We start from the raw sequence: 18669 nt of genomic DNA, 5'->3' as shown, positions 1-18669 counted from the left end.
GCCTCCGCCCGCCGCTCCAGATACGCCAACAACCGGCTTCCGGCGAACAACGGCCCCGCAATCACTTCTTCTTGGCAGCGGGCTTGCGCGCCGGCTTGGCGGCGACGACCGGCGGGCGTTCGAAGCCCTCGTTCGCGGTGAGCCAGTCGACGTCGCCCTTCACGGTGGAAGCGGTGGAGCCGATCTTCTCCGCGATGCGCGTGTTCGCCCATCCCTTGGCGGCGAGCTTCTTCACCTCGGCACGGCGCTCGGCGCGCTTCGCCTCGACGGCACTCACCTTCGGCGCGGCCTTAGCACCCTTGGCACCACCCTTCGCCGCGGAACCCTTGGCACCGGAGCGACCGCCGCGGCCACGCTTGGTCGCCGGCCCCATCGCGCGCTTCTCCGCGAGGATCCGGTACGCGTCCGCCGGCTCGATGGTCGCCGGATCGTACTGGCGCGGCAGCGTGCGGTTCGTTTCGCCATCCGTCAGGTACATGCCGAAACGGCCTTCCTTGATGACGACCGGCTTGCCGCTCTCCGGATCGTTGCCGAGCGTGCGGACCGGCGGCTTGGCGGCGCCACGGCCGCGCCCACGGTACTTGGGCTGCGCGAACAGGTCCTTCGCCTGATCGATGGTGACGGTGAAGATCTCGTCCTCCGAGTTGAGCGAACGGGTCTCGCTCGCCCCGTCCGCCTTCGTCTTGGTGAGGTACGGACCGTACCGGCCGTTGTTCGCAGCCACCGTCACGACCGTCGTCTCGCCGGTCTCGGCGTTCGTCTCCTCGTAGGAGCCGACTTCGCGTGGCAGGCTCAGCAGCTTCAACGCGTCATCGAGCGTGAGCGATTCCGGGCTCATCGTCTTGAACAGGCTCGCCATCTTCGGACGCGGCGCATCCGACTTGCGCGAGCGGCGCGGCGCTGGCTTGCCGGCCGCCTCCGCCTCCTTCGCGGCCTTGCGGGCCTCGGCTTCGGCGGCCGCCGCCTCGGGCGTGATCAGCGCGACATACGGGCCGAACCGGCCGTTGCGTACCTCGACGGTGCCGCCGGTCGCCGGATCGGTGCCGAGCGCGCGGGGGCCTCCGGAATGGTTCTCGATAAGGTCGCGCGCGACCTCGACGGTGAGCTCGTCGGGCGCAAGCGTGTCGGGCAGGGAGGCGCGCTTCGGATTGCCTTCGGCGTCGAGATGCTCCATGTCCTCGAGGTACGGGCCGTAACGGCCGACGCGCACGTGCAGGCCATCGCCGATCTCGATCGTGTTGATGGCGCGCGCGTCGATTTCGCCGAGCTGTGCGACCTGCTGCTGCAGGCCCTCATGCGCCTCGTCGGCGTTTTGCGCGGCACCCGAGCCGGAACCGAAGTAGAAGCGGGTGAGCCAGTCACGTCCGGTTTCCTTGCCATGCGCGATCTGGTCGAGCCCGTTCTCCATCTGCGCGGTGAACTGGTAGTCGACGAGCTTGGGGAACTTCGTCTCCAGCAGCTTGGTCACGGCGAACGCCAGCCAGGAGGGGATGAGCGCCCGGCCGCGCTCGTACACGTAGCCGCGGTCGATGATCGTGGAGATGATCGACGCGTAGGTGGACGGGCGGCCGATCTCCTTGGCCTCCAGCGTCTTGACGAGCGAGGCTTCGGTGTAGCGTGCCGGCGGCTGCGTCTCATGCCCGTCGGCGCTCACGTCGGAGGCGGCGAGCTCCTGTCCCTCATGCATCGGCGGCAGGGATGCGTTCTCGTCGGCGTTCTTCGCCTTGCCCCCCGCGGCGCCCGCGGCACTCGCCGCCTCGGCAGCCTTCGCCGCGGAAGCGGAAGAGGAGGCGGCAGCGTGGCGCCCCTCCCCCGTCGCCTTCATGAAGCCCGGGAATTCGATCACGGTGCCGGACGCCTGGAACAGCGCGTCCTCGACCACGCCGTCGCCGCCCATGGCGGGCGCGGCGAGCTTCACCGTGGCGGTCGAACCGGTTGCGTCGGCCATCTGCGAGGCGAGCGTGCGCTGCCAGATGAGCCGGTACAGCTTCAACTGGTCACCCGGCACCTTGCCCACGAGCTCGTCCGGATCGCGGAACCGCGCGCCGGCCGGACGGATGCACTCGTGTGCCTCCTGCGCACCGGCGGTCTTCGTGGCGTACTGCTTCGGCGCGTCGGACAGGAACCGTTCGCCGAAATGATAGGAGACCGCGTCGCGCGCGGCGGCGATCGCCTCCTGTGAGAGCGTGACCGAATCGGTTCGCATATACGTGATGAAACCGTTCTCATACAGGCCCTGCGCGGCGCGCATCGTGGCGCGCGAGCTCATGCCGAGACGGTTGCCGGCGGTCTGCTGGAGCGTGGACGTCGTGAACGGCGGCAGCGGACGGCGACGGTACGGCTTCGACTCCATCGACACGACGGTGAACGGCACGTCGACGAGACCCGCGGCGAGCGTGCGCGCCTCGCCCTCGTCGAGACGGCGCACGTTGCCGGCGAATCCGTCCGGCGTGAGATTGCCGTCCGCGCCGAAGTCCTTCGACGTGGCGAGTCGTTTGCCGCCGAGTGCGACCATGCGCGCCTCGAACGTCGTCGGCTCGCCGGACGCGTCGGGCGCTTCGAGCGTCGCCGTCAGATCCCAGTAGGAGGCGCGGACGAACGCCATACGCTCGCGCTCGCGCTCGACGATGAGGCGCGTCGCGACGGACTGCACGCGTCCCGCGGACAGTCCCGGCCCGACCTTGCGCCACAGCACGGGCGACAGTTCGTAGCCGTAGAGACGATCGAGGATGCGGCGCGTCTCCTGCGCGTCGACCATGTCCGCGTCGACGGTGCGCGTCTGGTCGAGGGAACGCCGGATCGCGTCCTTGGTGATCTCGTGGAACACCATGCGCTTGACTGGCACCTTGGGCTTGAGCGTTTCGACGAGATGCCACGCGATGGCCTCGCCCTCGCGATCCTCATCGGTGGCGAGGTAGAGTTCGCTCGCGTTCTTCAACGCGGATTTCAGTTCGGAGACGGTGCGCTTCTTGTCGCCGTCGACGATGTAGTAGGGCTTGAAGCCGTCGTTCACATCGACGCCGAACTTGCCGTATTTCGCCTTGTCGGCGGCGGGAACCTGACTGGGTTGGGCGAGGTCGCGGATATGCCCCACCGATGCCATCACGGTGTATCCGTCACCCAGGTATCCGCCGATCTTGCGGGCCTTGGTGGGAGACTCCACGATCACCAGCTTGGTGCCGTTCGCGGTGCGTGTTGCCATGACCTCTCCTTCACCTCTCCGTTGTCGTTGCCACTGCCGTTCGTCACTGCCGTCGCGGCGCCCGTGCGTTCCACCGTCGTCGCGCGGTGCCGCCGTGCTGTCATCATACTCACCATCGGTGGCCATCCGTGTGTCCGCCGCCGTTTCAGCGCCGTTTCAGCGCCGCTTCGGCGGGGCCGGAGGCGCGCCGACGAGACCGAGTTTCGTCAACGGCGCGGCGGTGAGCTGACGCATCGCGAGCACAAGACCGAACACGAGCGTCGTCACGCCGCAGATCAGGATGATCGAGGCGGCGACCGCGCCGGAACGCGCCCATTCGGCGCTCATCAGCAGTCCGGGCACGACCTGCCACACTACGTATGCGCCATACAGGCAGGCGAACGCGCCGGCCGTCAACGCGATCGATCCGACGACCTGCACACCGGCCGAGGAGCGGCGCTTGCCGGTCTCGTCCATGCCGGAGGCGCGCGTGAACGCGAGCACGATCAACGCGATGCCGCCGACCAGCAGGATCGCCATGATCGCGTCGGATGGACGATGCCACTTGCCGTACACGACGGACAATCCCACGAACGCGCTCCACAGGCCGCCGGCGAGCGCGGCGACCCATCGCCACGCGCGGGAGACGGCGAACAGCAGCGCGACCGCCGCGGCGACGCCGAGGATCGTGTGGCCGCTCGGCGCGGAGTTGCCGGCGTCGATCGTCGTGTGGATGATGAACGGCCGCGGCAGCACGTCCTTGAGGAACGACGCGGCGAAGCACAGTACGCCGAACGCGACGAGCTGGCCGAGCAGCCACCAGCGTCTGCGCACGATGGCGACGATCGCGGCGGCGACGGCGAACACCGCGGAGCCGACGAGCACGGTCATGTGCGAGCCGGCGCCGAGCAGTCCGGCGAACCAGCCGGGAACGTAGTCGGTGAGGTACACCTCGACCATGTCGTCGAACGACTGTCCGCTTTCGGTGTGCATGCCGAGCCAGTAGACGCCCATCGCGGCGGCGACGAGCAGCAGGCCGAACACGACGCACAGCACGCGGCTCGACGTGCGCGGGCGGCGTGCGAGCGGATCGTCGTCGATGCGGCGGCGACGGGCGCCGCGACGACGATCGCCGGAGGCCGCGTCGACGGCGCGCAGGTCGATGCGCGCGGCGCCGGGCGCGGCGGCGGGACCGTGCGCGCCGCCGGTGCCGGAGATGTCGAGACCGTCCTGCGTGTCGGAGATGTCGAGGTCGGCGACGTCGGACAGGGCGTGGAGCGGGGACGCGGACGTTTCGGATGCGCCGGGCGCACCGGTGCCGGCCAACGGGGTGGAGATCGGCGCGAAGACCTGGGTGGAGGCCCGGCTGGAGGCCGACGCCGGCGTGGGAAGGTCATCCAACGGTTCGAAATCGCGCAACAGATTCACGGGCGCATGCGGATCGCGGATCTGCGGGCCTGTGGTCGTGGGTCGCTTGTCGTCACTCATGTTCTCCACACTAGCCCACGCCCACGCCTCTCCCCCGGTATCCCGGAGACATCGCCTGTAGTGCGATACCAGGGCGGCGGAGATTGAGAGGGCGGACGACAACGGCATAGGCGACACAGATGACGCAGATGACACAGATGACGCAGTCGGCGCAGGCGACACAGATGACGCAGTCGGCCCGTAAGACCTCACGACGGGGAGAACAAGCAAACAAAGAAAGGCGCCGAACCGTGAAAGCGCCTGTCGGCGCAAGGGCCGCTCGCGGCGGCAAAAAATGGAGCCCGGGGCTTAAGCACGGCCCGACGCGGATAACAGTATAACCCATCGCCGGTGTCATGCCACGCCGCGTCGTGATGCACCTCATGCCACCGGGATGCTGACGGGATACCGCTGGGATACCGCTGGGATACCACCGGACGTGCGATGCCGGATCGGAGGCCCATGCCCCGTACCCCACGCCCCGTGCGGTCCGTGCGGTCCGTGCGGTCCGTGCGGTCCGTGCGGTCCGCATGTGCGTCGCACGCGATTATGCGAACCCGCGGCGGCTACACTGGGGTTATGTCCGAGTCAGTGAACGAATTCGAGTTCGAGAGGCGGTTCTTCTGCCGGGAGCTGCCGCCCGAATACGATGACGGCGATACGCCCGCCCTCATCGTGCAGAGCTATTTCGTCTACGAGGACAATTATGCGTTGCGCGTGCGGTTGAAGACGCGCCGCGTGCGCATCGACATGACCCCCGATCTGGACCCGCGCGACGTGCTGGAACAGTACTGCGAGGATTTCACGCGCGCCTACGTCACCGTGAAGGGCCCGTCCGTAGGCGGCACCCGCTATGAGGCGGAACGGGAGATCGATACGCGCATCGCCGTCGAACTGGTGCGGCGCGGCGGCAAGCCGATCGTCAAGAACCGCTATTCCGTGTGGATCGCGGAGGATGGTTGGAGCGTGGACGTGTTCGGCGGGGCGAACGCGCCGCTCATCATCGCCGAAGCGGAACGCGCCACGCCCGTCACGAACCTCACGATTCCGAAATTCTGCGTCACCGAAATCACCGACCAGCCGCGGTTCAACAACGACGGGCTGGCCGGCCGGCCATTCGGCGAATGGCGCGAGGATTTCGAGCGTGAACTCGCCAGAACCGGCCCCCAGTTCCAACAGTTCTTCGGCCGGAACCGGATGGAGTGAAGGCCGGACGCGAATCAGGCGAATCAGGCGGATCAGTACATCAACGTGGCGAGGCGGCGGCGAGCGGCCTTGAGACGCGCGTCGGTCGGCTCGGGGATCGCGAAGTATTCGAGCAGGCGCTTGCGCACCGGCTCGATGTCGGCCTTGTGACCAGCGGCCACGAAGTCGAGCAGACGGTCGAAGGCGTCCTGAATCTGCCCGCCGATCATGTCGATGTCGGCCACGGCGAGCTGCGCTTCCACGTCGTCCGGCGCGGCGGCCGCGGCGGCGCGCACCTCGCGCACGTCCGCGGTGGCGGCGCGCGCGAGCAGCAGCGCCTTGGCGCGTTCGCGGGCGGCGAGCGCGTCGTTCGGATCGGATTCAAGCACCCTGCCGTATGCGGCGGCGGCGCCCGCGTAGTCGCCGGCCTGCGCCAGCTGATGCGCCTCCTGATGCTCCGGCGGCACGACGGCGGCAGCGGCGGCACCGGCACCGTCCGTGCCGTCCGCACCCGCCGCGGACGGGTCTCCCGAATACGGCGCGGTTCCGGTCACGCCGGCCTGCTGCGCCATCGCGACGATCTTCGGCAGCACCTGCTCCTTGATCTGCGTGAGTTCGTCGTCGGAGGGAAGCCCCTGGAGCAGCGGCATCGGACGGCCGCCGATCAGCGCGAACAGTGCGGGAGCGCCCTTCACCTGCAGCGCCTGCGCGATCGACGGGTTCTCGTTGATGTCGATGCGGGAGAGCTGGATCTGGCCGTTCATCGCGTTGACCGCGTCGGCGAGCGCGCGCGCCATCGGGAAGAGACGGTCGTCGGTGGGAATCCACAGGAGCAGCAGGATCGGGAACGTGGCGGAGGTGGTCACCATCGCCTGGAACGTGCTTTCGGTCGTGTCGATCACGTAGCCGCCGGCCGCGGGGGCACCGCCCGCCTGGCCGGGTTCGGCCTTCACCTGATGCGCGAGCGCCTCAAGATCGACGGCTCCCGCCAATGAGACCCCGGGATTGAACTTCGGCTGATCGGCCATGCCACGCCTCCAACTGTGTCGTATATACGTAATCGTGCATAAACAAAGATGCCGTCACTTATCTTAGTGACGGCATCCCCGATTCGCCTACAGCTATCCCTACAGCGCCTCGACCTTGACGGGCTGGCGTTCGGCGCCCACGGCGACGATCTTCGCGGCATCCCCGGTGGAGCCTGCCGGCGGAATGTACATGGCGATCACGTTCACATACGTGACCTTCATCGTGCTGGTGGCCTTGCCGTCGCCGAACAGCGCCTTCTCCTGGTCGGAGGCGGGCAGCGATTCGCGGCCTTCGCCGGCCTGACGCGTCCACGTGGAGTCGATGCGCGCGACGACCAGATCGCCGCCGTCGGTGGACCGCATGATCTTGAGCTGGTTCTTCGGGACGGTGAACTCCTGCTCCTGCGTGCCCTTGTTGGCCTCCATGCCCTGCTGGACCGTGGCGTCCAGTTGCTGGAGGTCGGAGCGGAACAGGTCGTCGGCGAACTTGTCCTTGTACTGGCTGGAGTCGCCGTTGTTGAGCAGGTCGGCATACCAGCTCACCGCGTTCTCCGGGGTGGTGACGAGCTTGGAATCCTTCGGGTCGCCCATGTCGGTGCCGAGCTTCGGCACTTCGAACTTCGGCAGCTTCGCCCCCTGGAACAGGCGCGCCACGCCCCACAGCTTGTAGTTCTGCCGGGCGGAATCCTGCGTCATGACGAGCAGACGCTTCGACTGCTGGTCATCGGTGGTCGTGGTGATTGTGAACACGGTACGCGGCCACCCGTCGTTGACGGGGATGACGGTCTGCGTGATCTTGCGCGGAATCGTCGCCTTCGCTTCGAGCGTGCCGGTCGCCGCGGCGATGGTGAGCTCGCTGGCGCGTATCTCGAGCTGAGGTCCGGTCAGTCGCGCGTCAAGTCCGTCGGCGCTTTTCGACTCGTTCGCCGCGTCGATCAGGTCGAGGATCTGCCCGCGGATCTTCTTCTCCTGCGCGACGGTCAGATCGGGCGTGCGGTCGGCGGCATCCGCCGACGCGGTCTTCGGCACCTGGCCTTCGCACGCGGCGAGCGAGACGAGCAGTCCCGCGGACAGGACGAGCGCCGTGATCTTCGCCGCGACGGCTCCCATACATGTCTTCATCGCTTCTCCTCTCCGTTCGTATCGTCGCCGACCTCCTGCGCGAGTCGTGCGAAATACGCTTGCAGTTCGTCCGGCGAGATCACGGACGTCGCCTCGTCGTTGACGTCCGCGCGCGGTGCCGCCGCCGGTTCCGGCGTGGCGGCGGCGGACGCGCCTTCCGCGTCGGCTACCAGATTGCGCGACGACGGGTCGACGACGACCGGCGAATCCACGCGGATCGGCTCGATCGTGCCCGTGTCGGTGCCGGCGGCGTGGCGGCGGCGACGACCGCGTCCACCACGCTTCGACTTCGGCTCGTAGCTGGGACTGATGCCGAGGCTGCCGGCGACGGCCGCGCCGAACGTCACCTCGTCCTCCGGTTCGACGGGAACGCTTTCGACGTGACGCTTGCGGCGCTTGTGCGGCGGCATTGCGAAGACGGTCGCGGTGAACACGGCGAGCACGGCAAGCAGGCCGCCGATGAAGTACAGCGGCGTCGCATAGTCGGGCAGCGTCTGGCGCGTCCACGTGAACGACACGTCGGCGGTGCCGCTCTTCTCGCCAAGGTCGACGAGCGCGACGTCGGTCGCGGCGCGTGACGTCGTCTTCACCGTGACCTCGCCCTTGCCGCATGTGACGGAAGTCCACATGTCGGAGTCCTTGAACGCGACTTCGGTCGCGGTCGTATCCGCCGACGCATCGCCCGACGCGTCCTTGTCCTGACCGCCGGAAGCCTGCTGCGTCGACAGCGTCGTCCAATCGGCCAGACCGGTGACGCGCGTGTAGGACGAGCCGGACAGCCAGCCGGACGCGTCCTTCGACGAAGCGGTCGCGACGCACACGTCGCTGTTGCCGCCCGCGTCGACGCTCAGCTGCACGGTGCTATCGACCAGTCCCAGCACGTTCGGATCGGTGACGATGTACCGGGAGCCATTCACCTTCGCATCGGCGGTGATGACGCGGCTCGGCTGCCAGATCGTGGCGTTCAACACGCCCACGACGATCGCCGCGACGGCCAGCAGGCCGACGAACGGCGTGACGACGCCGCGCATGATCACGGCGCGGCGACGGTCGCGCGGAGTACGGCCACCCTCAGTGCCAGTGGAGCCCGCGCGCTCGCTTTCATTCTTGGATTCCTCAACACTCATAATGGGCACCATTCTACAATCGGGGCCTGAAAGCGAGGTGGGAACGGCGGAAAAATCGCGGTTGACGGCTAGGGTGGTGCCCATGCGCAACAGTTCTCATTCCGTAATCCGCACCGCTCTGGCCGCCGTCTGCTCGCTGGCCATGTGCGCGACGCTCGCCGCATGCGGCTCGTCCGATGCGAAGTCCTCGAAGTCGTCCGATTCCTCCAGCTCGTCCAGCTCGTCGTCGACGAAGATGGACCAGATCGCCGGCGTGACGGCGACCGGCGAACTCGGCCAGAAGCCGACGCTCAAGTTCAAGACGCCGATGACCGTGCAGAACAACACGTACGCGGTCGTGCAGAACGGCGACGGCGAAACGATTCAGAAGGGCGACCGCGTGTGCGCCCAGGGCATCGCGGTCAACGCGAAGGACGGCTCCGAGCTGATGAGCTCGTGGGAGAAGAACACGCCCGACTGCTCGATCCAGCTGTCCGACTCGAACCTCAAGCAGATTCCGCCGTACACGAAGATGGTGGGCTTGAAGCTCAATTCGACGATCGTGTTCGGCGTCAACGATTCGAACAGCTCCGGCACGTCCTATCTGCTCGCCTACACGCTCGTCTCCCGCTCCCAGGACCTGACCAAGGCCGCCGGCGACGTGGTGACCGACATCCCGTCGAACCTGCCGAAGGTGACGCGCGCCAAGAACGGCAAGCCGTCGATCGACATGAACGGACAGGGTTCCGTGGATTCGCTGGTCGTGCAGACGCTCGTCAAGGGCAAAGGCAAGGAGCTCACCGAATCCAACACCGCGGTGGTCAAGTACACGGGCTGGCTGACCGACGGCACGCAGTTCGACTCCTCGTGGACGAAGAACACGACGCTGGATGCGGATCTGTACAGTGATTCGACGAACGGCCAGCATCAGGTGATCACCGGCTGGCAGGAGGGCTTGCGCGGTCAGACGGTCGGCTCGCAGGTGCTGCTCATCATCCCGCCGGACAAGGCGTATGGTTCGACGGCCCAGGGCTCGATCCCCGCGAATTCGACCCTCGTCTTCGTCATCGACATCCTCGGCGCCTACTGATCGGCACCACTGATTGGCGCTGTTCCGTGCGCTACCGATCGACGCTACTCTGCGCGCCGCCTCCCTATGGCGGGAGGTGGCGCGCAGAATCCATTCCAGCTCTCGTTCCTCCCTCCCGCCGACAAGGGCTGACGCACGAATTCCTCCCTCCCGCCGGCGGGAGGTGGCGCGAAGCGCCGGAGGGTGGTCGCGGGCCACGCGGCACTGGAGGATGGTCGCGGGGAGGATGCTCAGAAGAGGCGCAGGGAGTCGTCCTCCGTACCCTTCATCTCCTCATAGTCGAGGATGAGGCACCGAAACCCCCGGTCTTCGGCGAGGACGCGCGCCTGCGGGGTGATGGTCTGTGCGGCGAAGATGCCGTGTACGGGGGCGAGCAGCGGGTCGCGGTTGAGGAGCTCGCAGTAGCGGGTGAGCTGTTCGACGCCGTCGATGCCGCCGTGCCGTTTGATTTCGATGGCGACGTGCTCGCCGTCCGCGTTCAGCGCCATGATGTCGACGGGGCCGATGGCGGTCGGATATTCGCGACGCACGAGTGTCGCGCCTTCGCCGATGCGGTGGATCTGCTCGGCGAGGTACTGCTGGAGATGGTCTTCGACGCCGTCTTTGACGAGGCCGGGGTCGACGCCGAGGTCGTAGGACTCGTCCGAATAGACGTGGTACAGGGTGACTTCGAGGATGTCCGAGGACTTGTCGGCGGTGACGCGCAGCACCTTTTCAGGGGTCGGGGCGGAGGCGGCGCCATCGGCGGCCGGGGCGTTATCGGCGACGGCCGGGGCGCCCGCGGTGTTCGTGGCATCCGAGGCGTCTGCGGTCTCCGCGGTGTCCGGCACGATTTCGCGGATCGTGCACGGGGCGCTCATCCAGTTGAGCGGCTTGTACGATCCGAGTTCGGAGAAGATGAGCAGGCTGTTGTCCGCTTTGATGAGCAGGACGCGCCTGGCGAACGGCAGGGATGCGTTGAGTCGTCCGGAATATTCCGCCGAGCAATCGGCCACAAGAATGCGCATAACGTGCCACTGTACCGCATCCCCGGTTCATACGAGGGAGGGTCTCCCGCCGGAACATCGGCGGGAGACCCTCCCTACGTTCAACCGTTCAGCAGCGGAACCGTAGTGGAACTACTGCTCGGAACCGGAGTACTGCACGTCGTGGCCGCGTTCGACCGCGACGGTCAGCTTGTTCGAGTCGAAGGAGATGAATCCGTCGGTCACCTCGAACGTGTGACGGGCATCGTCGGGCTCGACCACAGTGAGCGTACCCTGCTTGATGACCGTGAGCACCGGCTCATGGTTCGGCAGGATGCCCATGCCGCCTTCGGAGGCGGGGATGGTCACGCTTTTCGCCTCGCCGTGCCACACGGGGTGGTCGGCCGCGACGATGTTCACCTTCATCGTGGTCTTTTCCGATACTGCCATCACGCACCCAGTTCCTTCTGCATGTTGTGCCACTTCTCCTCGAGGTCGTCGATGCCGCCGATGCCGGAGAACGCCTGCTCCGGGACGTCGTCGTACACGCCGTCGCAGATGCGGGTGAAGGCCTCGATGGTCTCGTCGGCCGGCACGTAGGAGCCCGGACGACCGGTGAACTTCTCAGCCACGTAGAAGTTCTGGCCGAGGAACTGCTCGATGCGGCGGGCGCGGTTGACGGTGGTCTTGTCCTCTTCGGAGAGCTCGTCGATACCGATCAGGGCGATGATGTCCTGCAGTTCCTTGTTACGCTGCAGAATCGCCTTGACGCGGTTGGCGCACTCGTAGTGCTTCTGGCCGACGTAACGCGGATCGAGGATTCGCGACGTGGAGCTCAGCGGGTCCACGGCCGGGTAGATGCCCTTCGAGGCGATGTCACGGGAAAGCTCGGTCGTCGCGTCGAGGTGGGCGAAGGTCGTGGCCGGAGCCGGGTCGGTGTAATCATCGGCCGGCACGTAGATGGCCTGCAGCGAGGTGATGGAGTGGCCTCGCGTCGAGGTGATGCGCTCCTGGAGAGCACCCATCTCGTCGGCCAGGTTCGGCTGGTAACCCACGGCGGAAGGCATACGGCCCAGCAGCGTGGACACCTCGGAACCGGCCTGCGTGAAGCGGAAGATGTTGTCGATGAACAGCAGCACGTCCTGGTTCTGCACGTCACGGAAGTACTCGGCCATGGTCAGTGCGGTCAGCGGCACGCGCAGACGGGTACCCGGCTGCTCGTCCATCTGGCCGAAGACCAGGGCGGTCTTCTCGAGAACGCCGGCCTCGTCCATCTCGCCGATCAGATCGTTGCCCTCACGGGTGCGCTCGCCGACGCCGGCGAACACGGAGACGCCGCCGTGGTTCTGCGCCACGCGCTGGATCATCTCCTGGATGAGGACGGTCTTGCCGACGCCTGCGCCGCCGAACAGACCGATCTTGCCGCCCTGCACGTACGGGGTCAGGAGGTCGATGACCTTGATGCCGGTCTCGAACATCTGGGTCTTGGACTCCAGCTGGTCGAACGCCGGCGGGTTGCGGTGGATCGGCCAACGCTCGGTCACGGTGATGGTCTCGTCCGGCTTCTTGTTGAGCACGTTGCCCGCGACGTCGAAGACGTGGCCCTTGGTCACGTCGCCGACCGGCACGGAGATCGGCGCGCCCGTGTCGGACACGGCGGCGCCACGCACCAGGCCGTCGGTCGGCTTCAGCGCGACGCAGCGCACGGTGGAGTCGCCGAGGTGCTGCTCGACCTCGAGGGTGATCGTGGTCGACTTGGCCTCGCCTTCCTCCTTGGCGCCCGTGTTGACGATCGTCACCGTGAGGGCGTTGTAGATGTCGGGCAGATGGCCCACCGGGAACTCAACGTCGATGACCGAACCCTGGACTCGGGTGACGCGTCCGTGAATCGGCTCGCCGTTGCTCTCGGAAGCCACAGTGGTCTGATTCTCAGCCATAGTGCGTTCCTACTCTTCCTTTGTATTCAGCGCGTCGGCGCTGCCGATGATCTCGGTAAGTTCCTGCGTGATCGAGGCCTGACGCGAGGCGTTGAGCTTGCGCGTGAGATCGTCGATCAGATTGCGTGCGTTGTCCGTTGCCGTGTGCATGGCGTTCTGACGGCTCGCCGTCTCGGAGGCGGCGGCGGTCAGCAGGCACTCGTGGATGCGGGACTGGATGTACTTCGGCAGAATCGCATCCAGCACCTCGTCCAGACTCGGCTCGAAGGCGTACAGCGGCGACATGTTCGCCGTGTCCACCGGTTCGTCCGGGTCGGGCACGGAGACGTTGCCCTGTCCCACGATCTCCACGGGCAGCATGCGCAGCACGCGAACCTTCTGGACCACCATGTTGATGAACTCGGTGTAGACGATGTAGAGTTCGGAGACTCCGCCCTGGTCCGCCGGCTTCATATAGGCGTCCATCAGGGCGTTGGAGATCGTCTCAGCGATTTCCACGCCGGGCTGGTCGGTGTCGCCTTCCCATGTGGCCGCGACGTCGCGGTTGCGGTACTTGTAGTACGTCGAACCGCGACGCCCGTACACGAACAGCTCCGGCTTCTTGCCGGCATCCTCGAGACGAGCCAGCAGCGACTCGGTCTCGCGGATGATCGAAGAGGTGTACGGGCCGGCCATGCCACGATCCGAGGTGAGGGCGAGAACGGCCACGCGCGGGTTGTTCTCGTCCTTCACCGCGATCGGATGCGTGATATGGGTGTGTGCCACCAACGCTTGCACGGCATCGAAAATCGCATCGGTGTACGGCTTCGCGTTCAAGGCGACGTCACGGGCCTTGGCGATGTGCGAAGACGCGATCATCTCCTGAGCGTTGAAGATCTTCTCCAACGACTCGGTGGAGTGGATGCGTGATTTCAATGCGAGTTGCGAGCCCATGGCTTACTTCTCTCCCGCCACGATCTTTTCCTGCTCGACCGGGGCGGCCTGGGACACGTCCGGCTTCTTGTCGACCAGCGGCTTGCCGGCGGACGACACGAAGGTCGCACGGAACGCGTCCACGGCCTTGGCCAGCTCCGCCTCGGTGTCGGCGGTGAAGTCCTCGGTCTCGCGGATGGTCTTGAGGATGTCGGTGTTGTGATCGAGGTAGTCCAGCAGACCCTGCTCGAAGGGCAGCACGTCCTTCAGGTCGAGGTCGTCGAGCTTGCCGTGGGTGCCGGTCCAGACGGACACGACCTCCTGCTCCATCGAGTACGGATGGAACTGCGGCTGCTTCAACAGCTCGGTCAGGTGGGCGCCACGGGTCAGCTGGGCCTTCGAGGCCGCATCCAGATCGGACGCGAACATGGCGAAGGATTCCAGCGAACGGTACTGCGCCAGGGAGATCTTCAGCGTGCCGGAGACCTTCTTCAGAGCCTTGGTCTGCGCGGCGCCGCCGACTCGGGAGACCGAGATGCCGACGTCCACGGCGGGACGCTGGTTGGCGTTGAACAGATCGGACTGGAGGAAGATCTGACCGTCGGTGATGGAGATCACGTTGGTCGGGATGTAGGCGGACACGTCGTTCGCCTTCGTCTCGACGATCGGCAGACCCGTCATCGAGCCGCCGCCGAGGTCGTCGGAGACCTTCGCGCAACGTTCGAGCAGACGGGAGTGCAGGTAGAAGACATCACCCGGGTAGGCCTCGCGCCCCGGCGGGCGACGCAGCAGCAGGGAGATCGATCGGTACGCCTCGGCCTGCTTCGACAGGTCGTCGAAGACGATGAGGACGTGCTTGCCGTTGTACATCCAGTGCTGGCCGATGGCGGAGCCGGTGTACGGGGCGATGTACTTGAAGCCGGCGGAATCGGAGGCCGGGGAGGCCACGATGGTGGTGTACTCCATGGCGCCCGCGTCTTCGAGGCTCTGCTTCACGGAGGCGATGGTGGAGCCCTTCTGGCCGACCGCGACGTAGATGCAGCGCACCTGCTTCTTCGGGTCGCCGGATTCCCAGTTCGCCTTCTGGTTGATGATAGTATCGATCGCGATGGCGGTCTTGCCGGTCTGGCGGTCGCCGATGATGAGCTGGCGCTGGCCGCGGCCGATCGGCGTCATCGCGTCGATGGCCTTGAGGCCGGTGGACAGCGGCTCGTCGACCGGGTGGCGGTGCATCACGTCCGGAGCCTGGGCTTCGAGGATGCGGCGGCCTTCGCTCTTGATCGGGCCGAGGCCGTCGATCGGCTTGCCCAGCGGGTCCACGACGCGGCCGAGATAGCCGTCGCCGACGGGCACGGAGAGCACTTCGCCGGTACGGCGCACTTCCTGGCCTTCCTCGATTCCAGCGAAATCGCCGAGGATAACCACGCCGATCTCACGGGCGTCAAGGTTGAACGCCAGGCCGAGCGTGCCGTCTTCGAACGTCAGCAGCTCATTGGCCATGCAACCAGGCAACCCCGTCACGTGCGCGATGCCGTCACCGGCCGTGGCGACATAGCCCACCTCCTGGGTGGGGGTGTCGCTCGGCTGGTAGGACGACACGAAGTCGTCCAAGGCCTTGCGTACCGAGGCGGGATCGATGGTCAGTTCTGCCATGATCACTCCTTCAATTGGTTTTCTTGTTCAGTGCAAGTCTTTGCTTGTGTTCGTGTGCGCGACGCGTGTGCGGTGCGTGCACAATGCGTGCGGCCGCGGTGCGCGGTGCGCTCAGTTCGTGCCGACCTTCACCGTGCGGTGCAGGTGTTCGAGCTGCGCGATCACGGTGTTGTCCGTGACCTCGTCGCCGACCTGGATGCGCATGCCGCCCAGCACGGACGGATCGACCACGGAGTTGATGTGCACCGTGCGACCGACCTTCGCCGAGTAGATCTTCACCAGTCGTCCGACCTGCTCCTCCGTCAGCGGGGTGGCGGTGGTCACCGTGACCATCGACTGTCCCATATGGCGGGAGAACTTGTTGATCAGCCACTGGATCGTCTCCAGGTAGCGGCGGCGACGCAGGTTGCACGTGGCGTGCTCGGCGAGACGCATCGTGACCTTGTTGAGGCCCTTGCCGCCGAACAGCTTGCGGAACAGCGCGACGCGCGCCTCGCTCGTGGCCTGGTCGTCGTACAGCTTGGCGCGCACGACCGGCAGGTTGAGCAGCGCGGAGTTCAGCTGGGACAGCTCGATGGACACCTTCAGCGTGGCGCCGGTGGCGTCCGCGTAGTACATCATCGCGTCGACGCCGAAGTCCTCGACGGCGTTCGCGATGTGCCGTGCCTTGCTCCAGCGGCGCCCGACCAGATCGGCCATGATCTCCATGGTCATCGGGTGCACGCGTTCACCGACGAGCGTCTTGACGACGGCCACCTTGTCGGCGGTCGGGCGGGACGGGTCGGTCAGCGCACGTTCCAGCGCGATGTTGTCATCCAGCACACGGGTGATCGTGAACAGTTCGTTGCCGATCCGCCACGCGTCCTCACGGGTGTCGCGCAGCTTCGGGGCCAGCGAATCACGCGACTCGCGGTCTGCAATACGAGATGCCTCTCCTCGCATGGTCACCTCCCTTTCTCGTTGCGGATGTTCACTTCTTGGCGTCCAGATCGTCGAGCATCGAGTCGATCATCGACGACTGCACGTCCTTGTCCTCCAGCTTGGCGCCGAGGATCTTGCCGGCCAGCGCGGTCGCGAGCGTGCCGACCTCGCCCTTGAGCGAGACGAGGGCCTGCTGCTGCTGCGATTCGAGGGAGCGCTGCGCGTTGGCGGTGATCTGCGCCGCATCGGCCTCGGCGCGGGTGCGCGCGTCGGCGACGATGTGGGAGGCTTCCGCACGGGCGTCGTCGCGGATCTTCGCGGCTTCGACGCGGGCTTCGCTCATCTGGGCCTCATACTTGGCCTTGGCTGCGTTGGCTTCCTTCTGGGCCTGCTCGGCCTTGGCGATGCCACCCTCGATCTTGGCGGCGCGCTCATCGAACACGGCCTGGAACTTCGGCAGGAAGAACTTGTAGAAGAATACGGCGACGATGACGAGGATGATCAGCGACCACACGATGTCATAAGTCTCAGGCAGGAACAGCTCGACGCCGCTCGCGGCTTCAGTCACCATAACGTCTTCCTCCTTTCATGTCCTTGGGGATTCGTTTCGGATGGGCTTTCGATCACTGGAAGATGAAGGCGGCGACGAAGCCGAGCAGCGCCAGCACCTCGACGAACGCCAGACCAAGGAACATCAGCGTCTGCAGGCGGCCGCCGAGCTCGGGCTGGCGGGCCGTGCTCTCGATGGTCTTACCGATCAGGATGCCCAGACCGATGCCGGGGCCGATGGCCGCGAGGCCGTAGCCGACGACGTTCAGGTTGCCCGCAACCGCAGCGAGGGTAACGATATCCATGGTTGTTTCCTTTCTGGTTATTGCCGTGATAGCAACAGTTTCTAACCCTCGGTCAGTCGGCCTCGGGGAAGCTCATATTGATGTACGCGGTCGTCAGGATCGCGAAGATGTAGGCCTGCAGGCAGGCGACCAGCGCCTCGAACAGGAACATGAACATGCCGGCGGCGAACGTGATCACGCCGAACGGCGCCATCGCCTTGTTGGCGATGTCGATGAGGAAGAACTGCGTGGCCGACAGGCACAGGCCGAGAATGAGGTGGCCGGAGACCATGTTGGCGAAGAGTCGGATCGTCAGCGAGAACGGGCGGATGACAAGCAGCTCGAGCAGCTGGATCGGCGACAGCAGGATGTAGATCGGCGCGGGCACGCCCTTCGGGAACAGCTCGTCGCGCAGGAAGTGGCCGAGGCCCTTCTCACGGATGCCGGCGATCCAGTACTGGCAGAAGCACCACATGGCGAACACCAGCGGCAGCGTGATCGTCGCCGAGGCGGCGATGTTGAAGCCCGGGATGATGCCGCACAGGTTGAACACCAGCAGCGTGCAGAACACGGTGGTGACCATCGGCACGTAGCGCTTGCCACGCAGCTCGCCCATCACCTGATAGACGATCTGGTCGCGCACGAACTCGATGAGCCATTCGACCGCACCCTGCCAACGGCCCGGAATCAGCTTCACACGATGCGCGGTGATGCCGAGTACGAGCAGCATGATGATCGTCGCAATGATGCGGACAAGGATGATTCGGTTGATGGCGAACGGGGTTCCCTGGAACAGCAGTTCCGGAGGGAGAAAATCGTCGATGCTCGGATACTCCGGTTGCGTGGCACTCGCCAACGTCAGCGAGTTGAGTGCAGCACCAATCATTCGCGCCTCCTGCTTCTTCTAGTCAGGTGTCAGTTTAGACCAACTGGGTCGGCGAATGTGACGTGTCGGTAACTTTCGTCTTCCGTCTTCCCTCGTTCCGGGGTGCGCGTCGGTCCGGAATCGGACCGGGCCGGCGGTCGGCCCCGAATGACTGAAGAGTGATTATTGGCCGGTCTTGGGACAAATCCAAACGACCAGATTACCGGCGTGTTGTCGCATTACATCGTTGCAATGCCGCGGTTCGCCGCCCTTCCCGCGCTTCTTCGCGACGGGACAGTACCTCCATTCCGTTGTCATATTGTGACCATTGTCAATTTCAGATAATGGTATCAAACCGGTTCGAGTATTGGACACACCCGTCCACGTCGCCGGGGATTCGTCAT

Annotated in this window: 16 protein-coding genes; 2 read left to right on the top strand and 14 right to left on the bottom strand. The window is 65.9% G+C overall.

Translation table 11 applies throughout. The annotated features are described in order from the left end of the window. Nucleotides 1–61: 61 nt before the first annotated feature. Both topA and AC1AYR_RS06610 read right to left on the bottom strand, forming a co-directional pair. On the bottom strand, nucleotides 62–3202 hold the full coding sequence (gene topA, locus AC1AYR_RS06615; RefSeq protein ID WP_476512023.1) for a type I DNA topoisomerase: 3141 nt from the start codon (nucleotides 3200–3202) through the stop codon (nucleotides 62–64). A gap of 156 nt (nucleotides 3203–3358) precedes the next feature. Beyond that, nucleotides 3359–4669 (bottom strand): phosphatase PAP2 family protein, encoded by a 1311-nt coding sequence (locus AC1AYR_RS06610; protein ID WP_476512022.1) that lies wholly within the window; start codon nucleotides 4667–4669, stop codon nucleotides 3359–3361. 558 nt (nucleotides 4670–5227) lie between these two features. Here AC1AYR_RS06610 and AC1AYR_RS06605 point away from each other — a divergent pair. After that, nucleotides 5228–5854: a CYTH domain-containing protein gene (locus AC1AYR_RS06605; RefSeq protein WP_476512021.1), complete on the top strand. Its 627-nt coding sequence runs from the start codon at nucleotides 5228–5230 to the stop codon at nucleotides 5852–5854. 32 nt (nucleotides 5855–5886) lie between these two features. On the opposite strand, the gene AC1AYR_RS06600 is transcribed toward AC1AYR_RS06605, so the two are convergent. The 3 genes from AC1AYR_RS06600 to AC1AYR_RS06590 form a co-directional block, all read right to left on the bottom strand. Further along, entirely contained in the window at nucleotides 5887–6861 is a 975-nt protein-coding gene (locus AC1AYR_RS06600; protein ID WP_476512020.1) for a tetratricopeptide repeat protein, read from the bottom strand. A 99-nt stretch (nucleotides 6862–6960) separates the two neighbouring features. Further along, on the bottom strand, nucleotides 6961–7983 hold the full coding sequence (locus AC1AYR_RS06595) for a DUF8094 domain-containing protein (RefSeq protein WP_476512019.1): 1023 nt from the start codon (nucleotides 7981–7983) through the stop codon (nucleotides 6961–6963). After that, entirely contained in the window at nucleotides 7980–9110 is a 1131-nt protein-coding gene (locus AC1AYR_RS06590) for a hypothetical protein (RefSeq protein WP_476512018.1), read from the bottom strand. Before AC1AYR_RS06590 ends, AC1AYR_RS06595 begins: the two co-directional genes overlap by 4 nt. Nucleotides 9111–9192: 82 nt before the next feature. On the opposite strand from AC1AYR_RS06590, the gene AC1AYR_RS06585 reads away from it, so the two are divergent. Further along, nucleotides 9193–10179, top strand: a complete 987-nt coding sequence (locus tag AC1AYR_RS06585) for an FKBP-type peptidyl-prolyl cis-trans isomerase (protein WP_476512017.1) — start codon at nucleotides 9193–9195, stop codon at nucleotides 10177–10179. Nucleotides 10180–10409: 230 nt separating this feature from the next. Here the strand turns inward: AC1AYR_RS06585 and nucS are convergent, their stop codons facing one another. The 9 genes from nucS to atpB all read right to left on the bottom strand — a co-directional run bounded on the left by nucS (nucleotide 10410) and on the right by atpB (nucleotide 18286). Further along, the gene (nucS, locus tag AC1AYR_RS06580) at nucleotides 10410–11186 is read right to left on the bottom strand and encodes an endonuclease NucS (RefSeq protein ID WP_476512016.1); all 777 of its coding nucleotides are present in this window, start codon (nucleotides 11184–11186) and stop codon (nucleotides 10410–10412) included. Between the two features lie 111 nt (nucleotides 11187–11297). Next, nucleotides 11298–11594, bottom strand: coding sequence for a F0F1 ATP synthase subunit epsilon (locus AC1AYR_RS06575; RefSeq protein WP_476512015.1), 297 nt, complete (start codon nucleotides 11592–11594; stop codon nucleotides 11298–11300). After that, nucleotides 11594–13081: a F0F1 ATP synthase subunit beta gene (gene atpD / locus AC1AYR_RS06570; protein ID WP_476512014.1), complete on the bottom strand. Its 1488-nt coding sequence runs from the start codon at nucleotides 13079–13081 to the stop codon at nucleotides 11594–11596. The genes AC1AYR_RS06575 and atpD overlap by 1 nt, the downstream gene beginning before the upstream one ends. Nucleotides 13082–13090: 9 nt before the next feature. Next, nucleotides 13091–14014, bottom strand: coding sequence for a F0F1 ATP synthase subunit gamma (locus tag AC1AYR_RS06565; protein WP_476512013.1), 924 nt, complete (start codon nucleotides 14012–14014; stop codon nucleotides 13091–13093). A gap of 3 nt (nucleotides 14015–14017) precedes the next feature. Next, nucleotides 14018–15646 (bottom strand): F0F1 ATP synthase subunit alpha, encoded by a 1629-nt coding sequence (atpA, locus tag AC1AYR_RS06560; protein ID WP_476512012.1) that lies wholly within the window; start codon nucleotides 15644–15646, stop codon nucleotides 14018–14020. A 111-nt stretch (nucleotides 15647–15757) separates the two neighbouring features. Next, the gene (locus AC1AYR_RS06555; RefSeq protein ID WP_476512011.1) at nucleotides 15758–16588 is read right to left on the bottom strand and encodes a F0F1 ATP synthase subunit delta; all 831 of its coding nucleotides are present in this window, start codon (nucleotides 16586–16588) and stop codon (nucleotides 15758–15760) included. Nucleotides 16589–16616: 28 nt separating this feature from the next. Then, nucleotides 16617–17135 (bottom strand): F0F1 ATP synthase subunit B, encoded by a 519-nt coding sequence (locus tag AC1AYR_RS06550; RefSeq protein ID WP_476512037.1) that lies wholly within the window; start codon nucleotides 17133–17135, stop codon nucleotides 16617–16619. A gap of 55 nt (nucleotides 17136–17190) precedes the next feature. Continuing rightward, nucleotides 17191–17421: an ATP synthase F0 subunit C gene (atpE, locus tag AC1AYR_RS06545; protein ID WP_034528870.1), complete on the bottom strand. Its 231-nt coding sequence runs from the start codon at nucleotides 17419–17421 to the stop codon at nucleotides 17191–17193. Nucleotides 17422–17473: 52 nt separating this feature from the next. Continuing rightward, on the bottom strand, nucleotides 17474–18286 hold the full coding sequence (atpB, locus tag AC1AYR_RS06540) for a F0F1 ATP synthase subunit A (RefSeq protein ID WP_476512010.1): 813 nt from the start codon (nucleotides 18284–18286) through the stop codon (nucleotides 17474–17476). Between the last annotated feature and the right edge of the window lie 383 nt (nucleotides 18287–18669).

This window comes from Bifidobacterium sp. LH_417 (assembly GCF_056357035.1).
Note: the sequence above shows the minus strand (reverse complement) of the source record. Positions and strands in the feature narration are given on the sequence as shown.